Origin of the sequence: Streptomyces sp. NPDC085524 (genome assembly GCF_044541755.1) — a bacterium.
Classification (GTDB): domain Bacteria; phylum Actinomycetota; class Actinomycetes; order Streptomycetales; family Streptomycetaceae; genus Streptomyces.
Window position 1 is genome coordinate 1 of record NZ_JBITTH010000033.1, and the last position, 15,797, is coordinate 15,797.

Annotated in this window: 15 protein-coding genes and 1 pseudogene; 12 read left to right on the plus strand and 4 right to left on the minus strand. The window is 71.5% G+C overall.

Translation table 11 applies throughout. The features are described 5' to 3' along the window. The 4 genes and pseudogenes from ACIGFK_RS35880 to ACIGFK_RS35895 all read left to right on the plus strand — a co-directional run. Positions 1–111: pseudogene (locus ACIGFK_RS35880) on the plus strand (dTDP-glucose 4,6-dehydratase); the annotation flags it as partial. Next, positions 108–1,448 carry a lipopolysaccharide biosynthesis protein gene (locus tag ACIGFK_RS35885; protein ID WP_386472949.1) on the plus strand — a complete coding sequence of 447 codons (1,341 nt, stop codon included), beginning with the start codon at positions 108–110 and terminating at the stop codon, positions 1,446–1,448. The pseudogene ACIGFK_RS35880 and the gene ACIGFK_RS35885, both read left to right, overlap by 4 nt. Before the next feature lie 61 nt (positions 1,449–1,509). Next, positions 1,510–1,740: a hypothetical protein gene (locus tag ACIGFK_RS35890; protein ID WP_376662376.1), complete on the plus strand. Its 231-nt coding sequence runs from the start codon at positions 1,510–1,512 to the stop codon at positions 1,738–1,740. Between the two features lie 163 nt (positions 1,741–1,903). Continuing rightward, positions 1,904–3,370 carry a flotillin family protein gene (locus tag ACIGFK_RS35895; protein ID WP_376662375.1) on the plus strand — a complete coding sequence of 489 codons (1,467 nt, stop codon included), beginning with the start codon at positions 1,904–1,906 and terminating at the stop codon, positions 3,368–3,370. Between the two features lie 205 nt (positions 3,371–3,575). Here the strand turns inward: ACIGFK_RS35895 and ACIGFK_RS35900 are convergent, their stop codons facing one another. Then, positions 3,576–4,595, minus strand: coding sequence for a WD40 repeat domain-containing protein (locus tag ACIGFK_RS35900; protein WP_376659227.1), 1,020 nt, complete (start codon positions 4,593–4,595; stop codon positions 3,576–3,578). Positions 4,596–4,671: 76 nt separating this feature from the next. Here ACIGFK_RS35900 and ACIGFK_RS35905 point away from each other — a divergent pair, with 76 nt between their 5' ends. Continuing rightward, complete coding sequence (locus ACIGFK_RS35905) at positions 4,672–5,340, plus strand: GDSL-type esterase/lipase family protein (protein ID WP_376659228.1); 669 nt, start codon at positions 4,672–4,674, stop codon at positions 5,338–5,340. 9 nt (positions 5,341–5,349) lie between these two features. Here ACIGFK_RS35905 and ACIGFK_RS35910 read toward each other — a convergent pair whose 3' ends face one another. Next, on the minus strand, positions 5,350–5,562 hold the full coding sequence (locus tag ACIGFK_RS35910) for a hypothetical protein (RefSeq protein WP_376659229.1): 213 nt from the start codon (positions 5,560–5,562) through the stop codon (positions 5,350–5,352). Positions 5,563–5,669: 107 nt separating this feature from the next. After that, entirely contained in the window at positions 5,670–6,035 is a 366-nt protein-coding gene (locus ACIGFK_RS35915) for a hypothetical protein (protein ID WP_376659230.1), read from the minus strand. A gap of 146 nt (positions 6,036–6,181) precedes the next feature. On the opposite strand from ACIGFK_RS35915, the gene ACIGFK_RS35920 reads away from it, so the two are divergent. The 5 genes from ACIGFK_RS35920 to ACIGFK_RS35940 all read left to right on the plus strand — a co-directional run bounded on the left by ACIGFK_RS35920 (position 6,182) and on the right by ACIGFK_RS35940 (position 11,639). Next, positions 6,182–7,180, plus strand: coding sequence for a LuxR C-terminal-related transcriptional regulator (locus ACIGFK_RS35920; RefSeq protein ID WP_400055218.1), 999 nt, complete (start codon positions 6,182–6,184; stop codon positions 7,178–7,180). A gap of 596 nt (positions 7,181–7,776) precedes the next feature. Next, positions 7,777–8,931, plus strand: a complete 1,155-nt coding sequence (locus ACIGFK_RS35925; RefSeq protein ID WP_376659232.1) for a DUF692 family multinuclear iron-containing protein — start codon at positions 7,777–7,779, stop codon at positions 8,929–8,931. Further along, positions 8,931–9,749: a DUF692 family multinuclear iron-containing protein gene (locus ACIGFK_RS35930; RefSeq protein ID WP_376659233.1), complete on the plus strand. Its 819-nt coding sequence runs from the start codon at positions 8,931–8,933 to the stop codon at positions 9,747–9,749. Before ACIGFK_RS35925 ends, ACIGFK_RS35930 begins: the two co-directional genes overlap by 1 nt. Then, positions 9,688–10,230, plus strand: a complete 543-nt coding sequence (locus ACIGFK_RS35935; RefSeq protein WP_376659234.1) for a hypothetical protein — start codon at positions 9,688–9,690, stop codon at positions 10,228–10,230. Before ACIGFK_RS35930 ends, ACIGFK_RS35935 begins: the two co-directional genes overlap by 62 nt. Beyond that, positions 10,227–11,639 carry an MATE family efflux transporter gene (locus ACIGFK_RS35940; RefSeq protein ID WP_400055220.1) on the plus strand — a complete coding sequence of 471 codons (1,413 nt, stop codon included), beginning with the start codon at positions 10,227–10,229 and terminating at the stop codon, positions 11,637–11,639. Before ACIGFK_RS35935 ends, ACIGFK_RS35940 begins: the two co-directional genes overlap by 4 nt. On the opposite strand, the gene ACIGFK_RS35945 is transcribed toward ACIGFK_RS35940, so the two are convergent. Then, positions 11,581–11,868, minus strand: coding sequence for a hypothetical protein (locus ACIGFK_RS35945; protein WP_400055222.1), 288 nt, complete (start codon positions 11,866–11,868; stop codon positions 11,581–11,583). The genes ACIGFK_RS35940 and ACIGFK_RS35945 overlap by 59 nt on opposite strands. A 261-nt stretch (positions 11,869–12,129) precedes the next feature. On the opposite strand from ACIGFK_RS35945, the gene ACIGFK_RS35950 reads away from it, so the two are divergent. Together ACIGFK_RS35950 and ACIGFK_RS35955 are read left to right on the plus strand one after the other, a co-directional pair. Then, positions 12,130–14,718, plus strand: coding sequence for an NACHT domain-containing protein (locus tag ACIGFK_RS35950; protein ID WP_400055224.1), 2,589 nt, complete (start codon positions 12,130–12,132; stop codon positions 14,716–14,718). A gap of 28 nt (positions 14,719–14,746) precedes the next feature. Continuing rightward, positions 14,747–15,736: an aldo/keto reductase gene (locus ACIGFK_RS35955; protein WP_376659238.1), complete on the plus strand. Its 990-nt coding sequence runs from the start codon at positions 14,747–14,749 to the stop codon at positions 15,734–15,736. The last annotated feature ends 61 nt before the right edge of the window (positions 15,737–15,797 follow it).

A 15,797-nucleotide genomic window follows, 5' to 3' on the forward strand; every position in this document is an offset into this window, starting at 1 on the left:
TACGCCCCGCAGGTCACCTTCGAGGACGGCATCACGTCGACCATCGCGTGGTACCGCGAGAACCGCGCCTGGTGGGAGCCGCTCAAGGCGAAGGCCGCACAGCAGTCGTGAACGCCCCGGACGCCGCGGCGACCGCGACGGTGAAGCGGTCGCCGCTGTCGAGGATCCTCAGCACCCTGCCCCCCGGCACCACACTGGTGATCAGCGGCACGGTCGTGCTCGGAGCCGCCTCGTACATCCACCTGATGGCGGCCGGCCACAGCCTCGACACGGACGGCATGGCCGCCCTCTCGGTGCTGTGGACGATCCTCATGTCCGTCGGCATCGGCCTGTTCTTCCCGGTCGAGCAGGAACTCACCCGGATCGTCGCCGCCCACCGCGTCGCCGGCACGGGCGTCTCCGGCGTCCTGCGCCAGATCGCCGGACTCACCCTCGGCATCATCGCCCTGATGGCGGCCGGGATGGCGTGGGCGACCCCGCTCCTCGCCGACACCTTCTTCTACGGCCACACCGAGATGGTCGGCGCCCTCGGCCTGGCCTTCGCCGCCATGGCCGTCAGCAACGTCTGCCGCGGCGTCCTGGCCGGCCTCGGCCGGTTCGGCCCCTTCGGCTGGCAGCTGGGCATCGACGGCGTCCTGCGCATCGGCCTCGCCGTGGGCTTCGCCCTCGCCGGGGTCCGCTCCCCGCTGGCCTTCGCGCTGATCCTCACCGTGGCCCCGCTCGTCGGAGCCCTGGCCACCTGCGGCCCCGTGGTCCGCGGGCTCGGCAGGGGCCCCCTGGACCGCTGGTCCGGACTGGTCGCCGGCCTCGCGCCGCTCATCGTGTCGACCCTGCTGTCCCAGGTCGTCGTCAACGCCGCCGTGGTCAGCACCAAGCTCCTGGCACCCCAGGAAGGCGCACTCGTCGCCGGCCTGCTGAACGCCATCGTGCTGGCCCGCGTACCGCTCTTCGTGTTCGGATCGCTCCAGGCCTCCCTGCTCTCGGGACTGTCCACCGCCGGCGCCGCCGGAGACCGGGCCGGCTTCTCCCGGCTGCTGCGCCGCACCTCCCTGGTCGTCACCGCGCTCGGCCTGGCCGGCGGCATCCCCGCCACCCTGCTCGGCCCGTGGCTCATCCAGGTGCTCTTCAAGGCCGAGGACGGGCTCGGCCACGCCGAGTTCTTCTGGATCTCCGCAGGCACCCTCTGCTACATGCTGGCCATGGTGCTCGGCCAGGCCCTCCTGGTCCTGCACAAGCACCGGCTGCAGCTGCTCGGCTGGGCCGTGGCCACCCTCGTGCTGATCGGGGTGACCCTGCTCCCCGGCGACGTCGCCACCCGCGTCTGCCTCGCCTACACCCTGTCGTCCCTGACGGCGGCCCTCGGCATGGCGGCGGCCCTGTGGCTGACCTTCCTGCGCCGGCCCGCGGCCACGCCCGCCGCCGCCGAATCCGCCCCCGCCCGCGTCTGAGCCGCACGCAGTCCGGTCCGGAACGGGTTTCCGGCCCGGCCCGGCGGCGTACCCTCCCGACATGGGGGACACCGACATGGACATGGTGGGGATGACCGGCCGGGTGACCGGGACGGTCGGGCCGGGCCTCGTGGGCGAGGTCATCGTACGGATCCGCGGCGGGGCGGAACACTTCCTCGCGCACCCGGTGCCGGGTGCGGGGCCGGAGCGGCTGGGCGTCGGCACGGTGGTCACCGTCGTGGAGTACCAGCCGCCGCGCACGGTGTACGTGATGGCCGCCTACGACGGCTGAGCCGCGGCCCGGACCGTGGCCGCCGAGTTGCGGCCGGGCCCCGGCCCACCTGTGTGTATCAAGATGGCGATAAGAATGCGCCAACGCCTTCCCGGCCGGACCGGGCAGGCGCAGACTCGCCCTCGTCGGTGCCGAACGGCACCGGAATAAGGGGGCGTTGCCGATGTCCATCGGCGTCGTGGCGGGAATCGTTCTCGCCGCAATCGTGGCTCTGATCGGCCTGTTCAAGCTCATGTGGCGGGTGGCCGAACCGAACGAGGCACTCGTCATCTCCGGCTCCACCCACAAGACCGAGGGACTCGGCGAGGGAATGGGGTTCCGGATCGTCACCGGGCGCGGAACCCTCGTCGTCCCGGGCGTGCAGGCCGTGCGGAAGCTGTCCCTGGACCTCAACGAGACGCAGCTCGTCGTCGACTGCGTCACGCACCAGGGCATCCCGCTGCGGGTCAAGGGCGTGGTCATCTTCAAGATCGGCGACGACCTCGTGTCCATCGCCAACGCGGCGCGCCGCTTCCTCGACCAGCAGAAGATGATGCCGGAGCGGGTGCACATCGTCTTCGCCGGCCACCTGCGGTCCATCGTCGGAGGGCTGACGGTCGAGGACATGATCCGCGACCGGGAGAAGCTGACCGGGCAGACCCGGGCGGCCTGCGGTACGGAGATGGAGAAGCTCGGCCTCATCGTGGACTCGCTCCAGATCCACGAGATCGAGGACCCGACCGGCTACATCAAGAACCTGGCGATGCCGCACGCGGCCGCCGTGCAGCGGGACGCGCGGATCGCGCAGGCCGAGGCGAACCGGCTGGCGACGGAGGCCGAGCAGACCGCGTTCGCGCGGATGGCGGAGGCCACCCGGGACAGCGAGATCCTCCAGGCCGGCTACCAGGCAGAACGCGACAAGGCGGCGGCCACCGCCCGCCAGGCGGGCCCGCTGTCGGAGGCGGCGGCGCGCCAGGAGGTCGTGGTCCAGGAGACCAAGGTCGCGGAGCTGGAGGCGCACCGGCGGGAGCAGCAGCTCCAGGCGGACGTCCGCAAGCCGGCCGACGCGAAGGCGTACGAGATCAGGACCCGGGCCGAGGCGGAGCGCGACGCGCGGATCTCGTCGGCGCAGGCGAAGGCGCGGGAGACGGAGCTGGCGGCGGCCGCGGAGGCGACCCGCGTCACGACGGCGGCGACCGCCGACGCGGCGGCCACGGAGGCCCGCGGTCTGGCGGCCGCGACGGCGACGCGGGCGACGGGTGAGGCGGAGGCCGCGGCGACGCAGGCCCGTGGTCTCGCGGAGGCGGCTTCGGCGAAGGCGCGGGGTCTCGCCGAAGCGGAGGCGATCAAGGCGCGGGCCGCCGCGCTGGCGGAGAACCAGGAGGCGGTGGTCGCGCAGCAGCTGGCGGAGAACTGGCCGGCGATCGTGGAGGCGGGCGCGGGGGCCTTCGGGAACGTGGAGCACATGGTGCTGCTGAACGGGGCGGAGGGCATGTCGGAGATGTTCGCGAAGGCCCTCTCCATGGGCGGCGCAGGTCTGGGCGTGGCCCGCCAGCTCCTGGCCTCCATGTCCCAGCCGCCGACGGCTGCCCCCGCCCCTGCCGAGGCGGCCCCGTCCCTGAACGGCCGGGTCCCGATCCACGAGGAGTGACCGCCCCCGGGTCTGGGCGGAGCCGAGCTGCCGCTGCGCGGCACCCTGGGCTCCGCCCAGACCCGCTCCTCAAACGCCGGAGGGGCTGGATTCGGCTGCTGCCGTCCGCCAGGTGCGGCTGGATTGCCCGGAGGCAAACCCAGCCCCGCCGGCGTTCGAGGCGCGGGGTCTGGGGCGGAGCCCCGGGAGGGCGGCCCGCAGGGGGTCAGGCGGCCGGGCCGCGGCGGCGGAGCAGGCGCTTCGCGGCGAAGACCAGGGCGAAGGCCACCGCCAGCACGGCGGCCCCCTTCGCGAAGCTGCCCGGCGGCTCCGCCGCGGACGACGCACCCGGCGCACCCGGTGCCGCGGAGGCCGAGGCGGAGGCCGAGGGCGACGGAGTCGCGGCCGGCACCGGGACGGCCACCACGCGGCTCCCCTCACCCTCCGCCCCGAACATCAGCGTCCGCCCGTCCGGCGTGTACGTCACCGACTCCGCCTGCCCCTGCCACGGCGCGTCCACCCGCTCGCCCTCGCCCTCCGGCCGCCCGTCCTTCCACGGGTACGTACGGGCCAGGAAGTACCCCCGCAGGGTCAGCCGGGTCCCGTCGGGGGAGAACGCCCCGTCCGTCACCCACGGCACGGCCGCGACCCGCCGGAACACGTTCGCCGAGCCGGTCGACAGCTCCGCGGGGCCCTCGTACAGGCCGCCCTTGCTCTCGTCCTTGCTCGCGATGTACACCCGGCCCGTCACCGGATGCACCATCAGTGCCTCCGCGTTCCGCGGCCCGTCCGCGTACCGCACGGTGAACTGGGTGGCCTTGACCGTGACATCGGCCAGTTCCTTCGGCTCCTCGAAGCGGTAGATCCACACGTGGTCCCAGGTGCCGTTCAGGTTGTCGCCGATGTCCCCGACGTACAACTGCCCGTCCGGGCCAAGGGAGATGGCCTCGACGTCGCGCGGCTTCCCGATGCCCGTCAGCGTGACCCGGGCCACCGTCCTACCGGTCGCCGAGTCCACGCCGTAGACGTACGGGCCGTCGTCGCTGTCGTTGTGCGTCCAGTACACGCCCGGGTGGATCCGGCTGGCCGCGAGCCCGCTCGACTCCTTGATCCGGGGGTCGGTGATGGTGAACGAGGACGCCCCGGGCGCCCCGGGCGTGCCCGAGGCGAACGCCGCCGGGGGCAGCACGGCGAGGGCGACGGCGGCGCCGGCGACGGCGGCGGATGACAACGGCAGCATGCGCATCCCCCCAGCGTGCCAGCCCGGGCCGCGTGTCCGGCATCACAGCTGCTCACGGCGGGCGATCCGCGATGATGACCGGATGCGTTTCATGTTCGTCGGCGACTCCATGACCATCGGACGCGCCGGCGATTACACCTGGCGCTACCGGATGTGGCAGCACCTCGACACCACCTTCGGCGGCCCCTACGAGATCGTCGGCCCGCGCCACGAGTTGTACGAGGGCTCCACCGCGTACGCCGGCCGGGCCTTCCCCGAGCACGCCCGCCGGCACCTCGCCGGCTGGGGCGAGGGCTGGCAGCACATGGCCCCGCTCATCGGGCCCGCCGTACGGGACTGCGGGGCCGACGTCCTGCTCGTCTCCCTCGGGCTGATCGACCTCGGCTTCTACACGAAGTCCGACGAGACCGCCGCCAACGCCCGCCGGTTCATCGCCGAGGCGCGCGCCGCCCGCCCCGGGATACGGATGGTGCTCCTGCCGGTGATCCCGAACGTCCGGGCCGAGGAGGACGAGCCGTTCGCGGCCGAGGTCGACCGCTTCAACGAACTCCTGGCGAAGGCGGTCGCCGACCTGACGACCGACGCCTCGCCCGTCCTGCTGGCCGCGCGCCCGGCCTCGTACGACATCCACAGCGACACCTACGACGGCACGCACCCCAACGCCTCCGGCGAGCACCGGCTGGCGGGGGAGTTCGCGGCGGTGCTGCACCAGGCCTGGGGCATCGGCGGTCCCTACCGGCCCCTGGCCTGACGACCGCCGTCAGTGGCCCCAGGTGACATCGGTGGGGTCGGACTTGTGCTGCGGCGCCGGGTCCAGCGGAATGGTCACCGAACCGAAGTCGACGGACGAGGCGGAGGAGTGGCGTGCCGCAGGCGGCTCCTCCGTGGTGAACGGGTGCGCCGCGCCCAGGGCACAGGCGGCGATGACGGCCGCGGCAGCGGTCTTGGCGATACGAGTGACGAGCGTGGACATCGGTCTCCCCCTGAGAGCGCAATCACTTCTGTCATGGCGCCGGGCACGTGCCCGGTTCCGGGTCCCGGCCGGTTCCCCCCGGCCGATGGCCCTACTCTGCTGGGCCGTCAGAACGGGTGGAAGAGGTTCGTGGTGGACGGATCCTGCATCTGCATATCCCGTCCATCGGATCGCAGGAGCGCGTTCCAGTGCTGCGGGACCAGGGCTGCACCGGAGGACACCACGTTCACCTCGGCCAGCGAGGGGTGTGCGAGGAGCGCACGGCGACAGACGGCCGACGCGGCCCGCTCCGCGAGGGCGAGCGAGGGCGCGTTCAGGTAGAAGCCCACGACCGGACCGCCCACCGCATCGCCGTGTGCACTGACGTGTTCCAGGCCTTCCCCGTCGAGGGCGCACTCCAGGAACAGCTGTGCCGCGTCCGGGGGAAGGGAGACGTGATCCGGGGCCAGAAGTCGGACATGCACGAGATACATGCGGCCATCCTGGGCAGCGCCCACCACAGCAGTACAGGCCACGGCAGGGGACTGTTTATGCCAAAACAGGAACCGACCAGGGGGCACTTCGTGCCTTCGTATGGTTCCCTGCAGGCGCACGTGTACAAATACCTGGGGGTATCGCCATGCTGGAACTGCTCGGACTCGACGCCGAGGCCGAACGCGTCTACCGGGCACTGCTCGTCCACCCCGGGGACGGGGTGACCGCACTCGCCCAGCGGCTCGGGCTTCCCGAGAGCGACCTGCGCGGCTGTCTCGACCGGCTGAGCGGCCTCGCCCTGGTCCAGCCCTCGTCCCGGGAAGGCGTCGGCTTCCGCGCGCTGAATCCCGAAGACGCCATGGAACTGCTGCTGGCCCGCCAGCAGGCCGAACTGGCCGCCCACCAGCAGAAGGTGGAAGCCTCCCGGGCCGCCGCCGCGCAGCTCATCGCCGAATGCTCGGCGATGCGGCCGCGGGGCGCCACCGCGGGGGCCGAGAGCCTGCAAGGGCCGGAGGAGATACGAGACAGGCTGGCACGGCTGGCCGCCAACACCCGCCACGAGATCATGACGTTCGCGCCCGGCGGGGCCCACAGCGCTGCCGACCTCGCAGCCAGCCGCGGCCCCAACGCCGCGCTCCTGGACCGGGGCATCACCATGCGGACCGTCTACCTCGACAGCGTCCGGAACCACCAGCCCACCCTCGACCACGTGGACTGGCTGCACCGCCACGGAGGACAGGTCCGCACCGCTCCCACCCTGCCGGTGCGGATGATCATCTCGGACCGTCGTGAGGTCGTCCTGCCGCTCGACACCAACGACGCCCAGAGCGGAGCGGTCGTCCTCACCTACGAGGGGACCATCGCCGCCCTGTGCGCCCTGTTCGAGAGCGTCTGGCAGAGCGCCAACCCGCTGGGCACCGCCGTGGAACGCAATATGGACGGACTGACCCGCCAGCACCGGGAGTCCCTGCACATGCTCCTCCAGGGCCTCACCGACGAGGCCATCGCCAAACGACTCGGTGTCTCCCCGCGTACCGCCCGCCGCATCGCCGCCGAACTCATGGAGGCCCTCGAGGCCCGCAGCCGCTTCCAGGCCGGCGCGCACGCCGTCCAGAACGGCTGGCTCCCCGCCACCCGCGTCTGAGCCCCGCTCCGGCCCCCGCTACGGCCCCCTTTCCGCCCCTGTTTTCACTCGCTGTACGGAAGCCGCGTCCCGACGGGACGCGGTTTTTCGTCGTTCAGTGGCCCTTTCCTCCGCTGCGCGGCAGGTGGAGGTGGACGGGATATGCCACTGCAGATTCCGTCCACCGGAAAACCCTTCCAGTGGTCTTGGGGAACCGGCAGAGTAGAGGCATCGGCAGGGGAAACCGGCCGGAAACGGAAAAGCCGGGGGCCGTAAAAGGAACCCCGAATGGTTTCGCTCCGCTCGTATGCCACAGCCGGAAAAGAGGTGAAAGAAATGATCGACATCCAGGACATCGAGGTCATGGCCGAGGCTCTGACCTGCGGCAACTACAACAAGGGCTGAGTCCGTGCAGGGTAATCCCTGCCGACACTCGTGCGCCCAGTACAGCGAATTCAGGTGAGGGGGTGAAGGAAATGATCGACATCCAGGACATCGAGGTCATGGCGGAGGCCCTGACCTGCGGCAATTACAACAAGGGCTAAGTAGTCGTGTGGGCGCGCTCCGGGTTCGGAGCGCGCCCGCGCCGTACGCGAAACAGGGGGAGAGGAAGAGAAATGCAGGCGACAGTTCAGCCGGTCCGCGACGACCTCCTGCGAGTGGGTGGGGCATTCACTCCGGGGCTCATCGACCCGGACCCGTCCAGGAGGCTCGCCCTCGTCGGCGAAAGCCCCTTCCTGGAGTTCGGGTTCAACGAGTGGCGGAAATGGGAGGGCCTCGACGACGTGCCCGAGATCCCGGAATTCTCCCTCCACCTCGGGCGTACGGCGATCTGCGAGGGCCCGCGCGAACAGGCCCGGTACATCGACTACGTGATGGACCAGTCGGCCACCCGCCGGAACAAGCCGACCTCCATCGGCGTGCACGTGACCGGCGACCGGGCCCTGGGCGGCGGTTCCTTCGGACTCCACTCCTACTTCGCCGGCACGAAGGAGGAGGAGGAGCGAGCCGTCCGGTTCCTCACCGACCTCCACCGGACCTCGGGCCTGCCCGTCTGGGTGGAGAACGCCAACTGCTACTCCGCTTCCCCCCGGGGCATCCTGGACGCCTGGCAGGCGGTGACGCGGATCTGCGAGAACACCGGCTCCGGCCTCATCGTCGACCTGGCCCACCTCTACATCGACGCCGTCAACTGCGGTGTCCCCGTGGAGGTGCTGCTCGGGGCGGTCCCCTGGTCCCAGGTGGTCGAACTGCACCTGTCGGGCGTCCGTACGGGACGGGACGGGACCCTCCACGACGGCCACTCCGTGGCGGTCCACGAAGGTGTGTGGTCGCTGCTGGACACCGTGCTGGACCAGCGGCTGATCACGGAGACCGAGCCCGTCACCGTGATCGTCGAACACGCGGACATCACCTGGACGGACCGGGCGGACCAGTACTACGCCGACTTCGCCCGGACGGCATCGGCCCTGGAACGCCACCGGCAGGCGGGCATCACGGGAGCCAAGGACAAGGAGCCGCACGACTACGGCGTCCCCTACTGCCGCGCCTACCTCCGCCAGCTGTGCAAGGGCTGGATCCCGCGCCTCGCGGAGGCATCCGAACAACGCGGCCTGTCCTACACCGACCTGTTCGACCAGTGGGTGGACGACGTCCGCGCCCGCGGCAAGCGCATCGTCCTCAGCCTCGACGAGGTCCCGCCGGCCGAGCGATCCGGCGCAGTCAGCGCCCCCGAGGACCTGCTGGCCTACGCCAAGGAGAAGCTGCGCTGATGCTGATCGGTGTCAACGTGACCTCGCCGGACACCCTCGAGATGGCCTGCCGGCTGCGCGACTCGGGGCACATCGACTTCGTCGAGGTCCTGATCGACGGCTTCGCCCACCTCGACCCGAAGGAGTTCCGCCGCACGGTCGGCGACGTCCCGGTCGGCTGCCACATCATGCTCTCCCGGTTCCTCGACCCGGACAGGGCACGCCTCGACCACTACCTGAACCTGGTGAACCGGTGGCAGGCGGACTGCGGTTTCCTCTACGTCAGCGACCACATCGCCCACTTCTCCCACAACGGCCAGCCGCTGCCCGTCGCCCAGGAGGTGGACTACAGCGACTGGCAGCCGGTGATCGACTCAGTGCGCGCGTGGCAGGAGGAGCTCGGCACCACCCTCGCCGTGGAGAACTTCCCGTCGCAGACGGCCTCCGGCATCCCGCAGGCCCGCGCCTACGCCGAGCTCACCGAAGCGACCGGGTGCGAAGTCCTCATGGACGTGTCCAACGCCGTGGTCGCCGAGCTCAACACCGGTCAGCCCGCCGCCGCGTGGGCCGACGTGCCGGGGGTGGGCCGCAGGTTCCACCTGGCCGGCTACAGCCCCTCCCCGGCCGCCCCCTCGCTCATCGTCGACAGCCACGACGCCCCCGTCAGCGACGACACCCTCGACCTGGTGGCGCTGTTCGCCGGCCGCGCCGCACCGGACGCCACGCTCGTCGTCGAACGCGACGCCAACCACGACCTGGACGAATGGAGAACGGACCTTGACCGCACGCGCGCCGCAGTCGTCGCGGCTCAACGCCTGCATCAGCCCCACCGCACGTGACTCCCTCACCCCGGGATCCCGTGACCGGCTGATCGCCCAGGAATCCCTCCGCATCCGCTGGCACCAGCTCTTCGACCGCATCCCGCACCTGGCCGAACGCCTGCCGGACACCACCGATCTCTACGAGGCCTTCCTGGAGCGGGCGGTGGCCGCGGGCAGGCGGCTGGACTGGCGCATGCACCTGCACTTCCTCGAATTCCTGGACGGCGAGGGCATCGCACTCCGGCCGCAGGACCACATCGAACTGCTCGCGGCCTCGGCCGCACGCTGGTTCGCCTCACCGGAGCACCCGCAACGAGGGCTGGCCGTCACCACCGGGACCACCGCCCCCAAGGTCGTCGTGGCACTGAAGGGGCGCTCGCCCCTGGAACGCGGCCGCGTGAAACTCGCCGAGGTGCCGGGGCTGGAGCCGGTACCGGGCATCCGGTGGTCGCTCTCCCGTTCCGGCGATTTCGCCACCCTCGACTGGAGCCCGCTGTGACCGCTGTGACCGGTGCGACCACCGCCGTCCCGTCGCTGGGCCGACGCGTCCTCGCCCTGATGGGCCCCATGGTGGTGGCGTCCGTCATGGGCCAGGCCATCGCCCAGACCGATCTGTGGGTGATCAGCACCCTGGGCGAACAGGCCGTGGCCGCCGCGGCCGTACCGCAGCGGCTGCTCCTCCTGGACTCGATCACCGCCATGGCCATGGGGCCCGTCGTCGGGCTGTCCGTGGCCGGGGCCGCATCCGCCCACGCCCGTCGGCGCGCGGTGCAGGGCGGACTGGTCGGTGCCACGGCCGCCGGGCTGCTCATCGCAGCCGTCGGCCTGGCCGTGCTGCCGTACCTCGTCGATGCCCTGGTCGCCGCACCGGGCATCCGCGACAACACGCAGTCGGCCCTCTTGTGGCTGTTGGTCGCCACCCCGGTGCGCCTCGCGCAGTTCGTCGGCGCCATGGCGCTCTTCGCGCTCCGCCGTTCCCGCCCGCTCCTCACCCTGTACGCCGTCGCCGTCGTCGCCAATGCCGCGCTCGACTGGTTCTTCGTCCACGGGGCCGGACTCGGGTTCGCCGGGGCCTACGCCGCGACCTCGGTCATCGCCGCCCTCGAATGCGCCGTCACCCTATGGCTGCTGCGTGATCACCTCTCCGTCTCCCTGCGCCTCCGCGACAGCGCACGCTGGCTGCGCCAGGTGGCGCGCAGCATGATCACGGAGTGGGGGCACATGCTCTCGGTGATCGGCTTCGAACTGCTCCTGGTCCTCGCCCTGACCCTCAACGCCTCGTGGGCGGACCGGCTCGCCGCGTTCTCCGCAGGGGCCGTGCTCACGGCGACGCTGCACATCCCCATCACGGCGCTCGTCAACGCCACCGGCATGGTCTGCAAGGACGGGGCCCCCTCCCCCCGGGAATGGCGGAGCCTGAGCGGAGGCGTCCTGGCCGTATCCGCAGCCGTCTGCGTACTCGTCGCGACCGCGTCCTGGACGGTGCTCCCCGGGCTCTACGACCTGCACGGCACGGCCGCGACGTGGTTCACCTGGCTGATGGCCGCACAGGCCGTCGCCTTCCCCTTCCGCCTCCTGGCCGCCACCGCCGAAGGCCGGCACAAGGCCGCCGACCGCTTCGGCGTGGTGCTGCGCCTGCGTCTGCTCCAGGAGTTCGGCATCGCCCTGCCCCTCTTCCTCGTGGGCCTGCTGACGGACAACGGGGCCCTCGCCTGGTCGGGCATCGCGCTGGGCTGTGCGGTCAACTACTGGCTGCTGCAGGTCCGCTGTCCCACACGGCTCCCGGCCACGCCCGCCCCGCCGGTGGCTCTGCCCTCCGGCGACGCCCGAAGCCACTCCGGCGGCGGTCCTAAACCGTCTCCTGCGCACCCGCCTCGGCGCCCGCCTCCGGCCGACGCGCCTGCCTGACCTCCCTCAGGTAGTCCAGGGCCTGCTTCCGGGACACCTCGCCCAGCAGCCGGTCCTCGTGCAGCCCGCGGCGCGCTTCGTTGCGGGCGTTGACGAGCGCCTCGGCCCGCACGACCAGCAGGCCGCCGAACACCAGGGTGCCGGTCACCCACCAGGGCGCGTCGGCGACGACGCCCAGCGCGGCGGTCGACAGGCCGCCGAGGGAGGCGAGAAGACGGGAAGCGGGCATCGGGGAACTCCTCGAAGGACGGGCGGGGCAAGGGACTTCGGCGGATCCGCCAACGCATCACTCGAACATGGCAGTTGGCCGTACAAGCGCGGCCCGGCTCGCCAAGATGGGTGTTCCGGGCAGCGGCGGAACCCCGGCAGCAAGGCCGGCGACGACTTCCGCCGAGAACGTTTCTATGCCCGCCACAAGCCTCTGACCAGGGGCTTCGGGCATCCGTGAACGCGTGAACGCCCATGAACGGTCCTTGAACGAGGAGTGTGAATGGCAGGAGCCGGAGGCAACCGCCCGAAGGGCCCGCAGCGCCCGGACCCGGTGGCGGCCGCACCCGACAAACGGCCCTGGGCGGTCCTCATGCGCCGGGTCTACGACGAGCTCTGGACGGCGCCGCCACCGGCCGAACGCCTGTCGGTCAGAGCGATGGCCCGCGAGGCGCACATGGCCGTCGGCACCGCGTCGCAGATCTTCTCCGGCAAGAAGGCTCCGGAGCTGGCGTACTTCCTCCCGCTGGTCGAGGCGCTCGGCGGCGACCCCGGCGAATGGGAACCGCGCTGGCACCGCGCCGCCGCCCAGGCGGCGGGGGCCGAGGCCGGGGAGCCGCCGTCCGAGCGGCTCCCCGGCGTCGAGGACGCCGACCCCGGGGCGGAGGTGGCGGCGGAGCCCCTGACCGGTCCCGGTACGGAGCTGCCCCGCTATCCGGTCCGCCGCTTCCTGCGGGCCGTGCTCGCAGGAGTGGCCGCGGTGTTCACCTTCCCGGGGCGCCTGCGCAGGGACAGGGCCGCGGTGAAGATGCAGCGCCGGCTGATCAAGAGGTTCATGGAGAGGGCGGCCAAGGACTTCCAGCGGGCCGGGGCCCACTACTACCTCGAACCGCGGTTCGTGATCCTGGAGGAGGCGGAGGAAGCGGCGGCCCCCCGGACCAGACGGCGGGCCAGGAGCGTGCGGCGGGCCGCGCCCGAGCGGGTCGAGACCGACGTGACCAACGTCCGTGCGCTGTACGGGGCCAGGGACGAGCTGGTGGTGCTGGGCAAACCCGGCATGGGCAAGACCACGCAGCTCGCCCGGCTCGCCCACGCGCTGGCCGAGGAGGCCCTGGCCGGCGGTGACGGCACGGACCCCGCCTGCATGCCGGTCTACCTGCGCCTCTACAGCTACCGCGGCGAGGCGATCGAGGACTGGCTCGCCGCCGAGATGAGCAAGATCCAGGGCGTCTCCGCGGTCCTGGTGCGCAGCTGGCTGGACCAGCACCTGCTGCTGCCGGTGCTGGACGGTCTGGACGAGGTCCCGCGGGTGCACTGGCGCAAGTGCGTCAAGGAACTGCGCCGGCTGCGGGAGCTCTGCCCGGGCATGGCCGTCGGCTGCCGCACGGACGAGGGCGATCTGCAACGTCTGGCCCAGAGCCTGCGCGCGCTGCGCTACGCCGAGATCCAGCCGCCTGAGCGGGAGGAAGTGGAGGCCTTCCTCAACGCCAACAGGGCGGCCCTCGCCGATGTCCGCGAGGCGCTGAAGGAGCGGCAGGACCTGTGGCAGCTGCTGCAGTCGCCGATGATGCTCAACATCATCTGCGTCACGTACGCCAACCGGTCCGCGGACGACCTGCGCCTGGAGGGCAGCCTCGAAGACCGCCAGAGCCGGATCTTCGACGCCTACGTGGGGACCTGCCTGCGGCGCGAGCGCCCGCGGCCGGACGACGCCCCGCACCGGACGCTGACCTGGCTGACGTGGCTGGCGCGGACGCTCACCGACCGCAAGGAGCAGGTCCTGTACCTGGACCGGCTGGACCTGAGCTGGCTGTCGCGCCGGGAGGCGATGCTGCCGAAGATCGTCCCGACCGTGGTCATGGCGTCCTGTTCCCTGGGGGTGCCCGTGCTGTGGCTGGCGGCGGCGAACCGGGCCGGGGTGCTGCACGCCGACGTGCCGGCCGCCGCGGTCGTGGCCCTGGCCATGGTGGCCAACACCGCGACGCAGGCGTACAAGTCGGAGGAGCACTTCCTGACGCTGCCGGAAGAGACGAGGGTCGGTGAGAAGCACCGAGGGGCCCTTGTGATCCCGATGGTGAACAACGGCGGGGCGATGATGCTCATCCTGGCTCTGATGCTGCTGACGGGCGTCAACCTGGCGTCGTCGTCGGCGTTCGTGGTGGGGCTCGCCTACCTGTGGGTCAGCACCACCCAGTGGGAAGGGGCGCTCACCGACGTGTTCTCGCCCGTGGAGCAGTTGCGGTGGACGTGGCGCAGGAGCGAGCGGGCGATGTCGGACGGCGTCATCCCCGTGAAGCGCATGATGCTGTCCGCCGTCATGTGGATGTCCATCGGGCTCCTGACCGGGCTCGTCGTCCACCTGGTCTGCCCGGAGCCCGGCTGGATCGCCCCCGTCGCGGCCTTCGTCCTGGGCACCTTCTACATCTTCGGCAACCAGTTCGAGCCCTCCTTGCAGGACCGGCGCCCCCGCCCCAACGAGGGCATCCGCCGGACGGTCCGCTTCTCCCTGGTCCACGGGTTCGCGGGCCTGGCCGTGGCGGCCGTGTTCGTGACGACGCTCATCGCGCTGGCCTCACCCGACCAGGACCTGCGCCGCGCGGGCTTCGTCGCCGGCCTGCTGGGCACGCTGGTCGCGGTGGTCCGCGGCTTCCGCTACGGGGGCCTGGCGGTCGTACGCCACTGGACGATCCGCGCGGTCCTCGCCCACCGGGGCCGTACCCCGTACCGCTACGGGCGCTTCCTGCACACCGCCGAGCAGCGCGTCCTGCTCTTCCGCACGGACAGCGGATTCTTCTTCCCGCACAGCCTCGTCCAGCGCCATCTCAACACCACCGCCGACAAGTTGATGGAGCGCGTGGGACCCTTGCCTTGAGTGCACTCGAAGCGTTTGTCTGGTGCCCATGAAGTACACGCAGCTCGGACGCACCGGACTCAAAGTCAGCCGACTCGTCCTCGGCACGATGAACTTCGGTCCCCAGACAGACGAACCGACGAGCCACTCGATCATGGACTCCGCGCTCGACGCGGGTCTGAACTTCTTCGACACGGCGAATGTGTATGGGTGGGGTGAGAACAAGGGCCGTACCGAGGAGATCATCGGCACCTGGTTCGCGCAGGGCGGTGGCCGGCGCGAGAAGACGGTCCTGGCCACCAAGGTCTACGGCTCCATGTCCCGCGAGGGCGAGACCTGGCCGAACGAGGACCGGCTGTCGGCGCTGAACATCCGACGGGCCGTCGAGGCCAGCCTCAAGCGACTCCAGACCGACCACATCGACCTGTACCAGTTCCACCACATCGACCGCCGGACCCCCTTCGAGGAGATCTGGCAGGCCGTGGAAGTGCTGATCCAGCAGGGCAAGATCCTGTACGCGGGCTCCTCCAACTTCCCTGGCTACAAGATCGCCCAGGCCAACGAGACCGCCGCCCGGCGCGGGATGCTCGGACTGGTCACCGAGCAGTGCCTGTACAACCTCTCCGAGCGGCGCGCCGAGATGGAGGTCATCCCGGCGGCCCAGGAGTACGGCCTTGGGGTCATCCCCTGGTCCCCGCTGCACGGCGGTCTGCTGGGCGGGGTCATCAAGAAGGAGACCGAGGGCGGCCGCCGCGCCTCCGGGCGGGCCGCGGAAGCGCTGGCCGACAGCAAGGCGCGGGCGCAGCTGCAGGCGTACGAGGACCTGCTCGACAAGCACGGCCTGGAGCCCGGCGAGACCGCTCTGGCCTGGCTGCTCACCCGGCCGGGCGTGACGGGCCCCATCGTCGGCCCGCGCACCCCCGGGCAGCTCGAGAGCTCGCTGCGCGCCCTGGAGCTGGAGCTGAGCGAGGAGCTGCTGGCCGCGCTGGACGAGATCTTCCCCGGTCCGGGGCCGTCCCCGGAGGCCTTCGCCTGGTGATCAGCGCGGGGGAGCAGGGGGCGTAGGGGTCGTGGCGGGCGCGCCGGCCGTCACTGGCCGA

Bases quoted from the DNA above. Each gene is read 5' to 3' on its own strand.
- ACIGFK_RS35890 (WP_376662376.1), top strand. From the start codon at position 1,510: ATGGGGGACACCGACATGGACATGGTGGGGATGACCGGCCGGGTGACC.
- ACIGFK_RS35950 (WP_400055224.1), top strand. From the start codon at position 12,130: ATGGCAGGAGCCGGAGGCAACCGCCCGAAGGGCCCGCAGCGCCCGGAC.
- ACIGFK_RS35910 (WP_376659229.1), bottom strand. From the start codon at position 5,562: ATGTCCACGCTCGTCACTCGTATCGCCAAGACCGCTGCCGCGGCCGTC.
- ACIGFK_RS35915 (WP_376659230.1), bottom strand. From the start codon at position 6,035: ATGTATCTCGTGCATGTCCGACTTCTGGCCCCGGATCACGTCTCCCTT.
- ACIGFK_RS35945 (WP_400055222.1), bottom strand. From the start codon at position 11,868: ATGCCCGCTTCCCGTCTTCTCGCCTCCCTCGGCGGCCTGTCGACCGCC.
- ACIGFK_RS35930 (WP_376659233.1), top strand. From the start codon at position 8,931: ATGCTGATCGGTGTCAACGTGACCTCGCCGGACACCCTCGAGATGGCC.
- ACIGFK_RS35895 (WP_376662375.1), top strand. From the start codon at position 1,904: ATGTCCATCGGCGTCGTGGCGGGAATCGTTCTCGCCGCAATCGTGGCT.
- ACIGFK_RS35955 (WP_376659238.1), top strand. From the start codon at position 14,747: ATGAAGTACACGCAGCTCGGACGCACCGGACTCAAAGTCAGCCGACTC.
- ACIGFK_RS35905 (WP_376659228.1), top strand. From the start codon at position 4,672: ATGCGTTTCATGTTCGTCGGCGACTCCATGACCATCGGACGCGCCGGC.
- ACIGFK_RS35900 (WP_376659227.1), bottom strand. From the start codon at position 4,595: ATGCGCATGCTGCCGTTGTCATCCGCCGCCGTCGCCGGCGCCGCCGTC.
- ACIGFK_RS35925 (WP_376659232.1), top strand. From the start codon at position 7,777: ATGCAGGCGACAGTTCAGCCGGTCCGCGACGACCTCCTGCGAGTGGGT.
- ACIGFK_RS35920 (WP_400055218.1), top strand. From the start codon at position 6,182: ATGCTGGAACTGCTCGGACTCGACGCCGAGGCCGAACGCGTCTACCGG.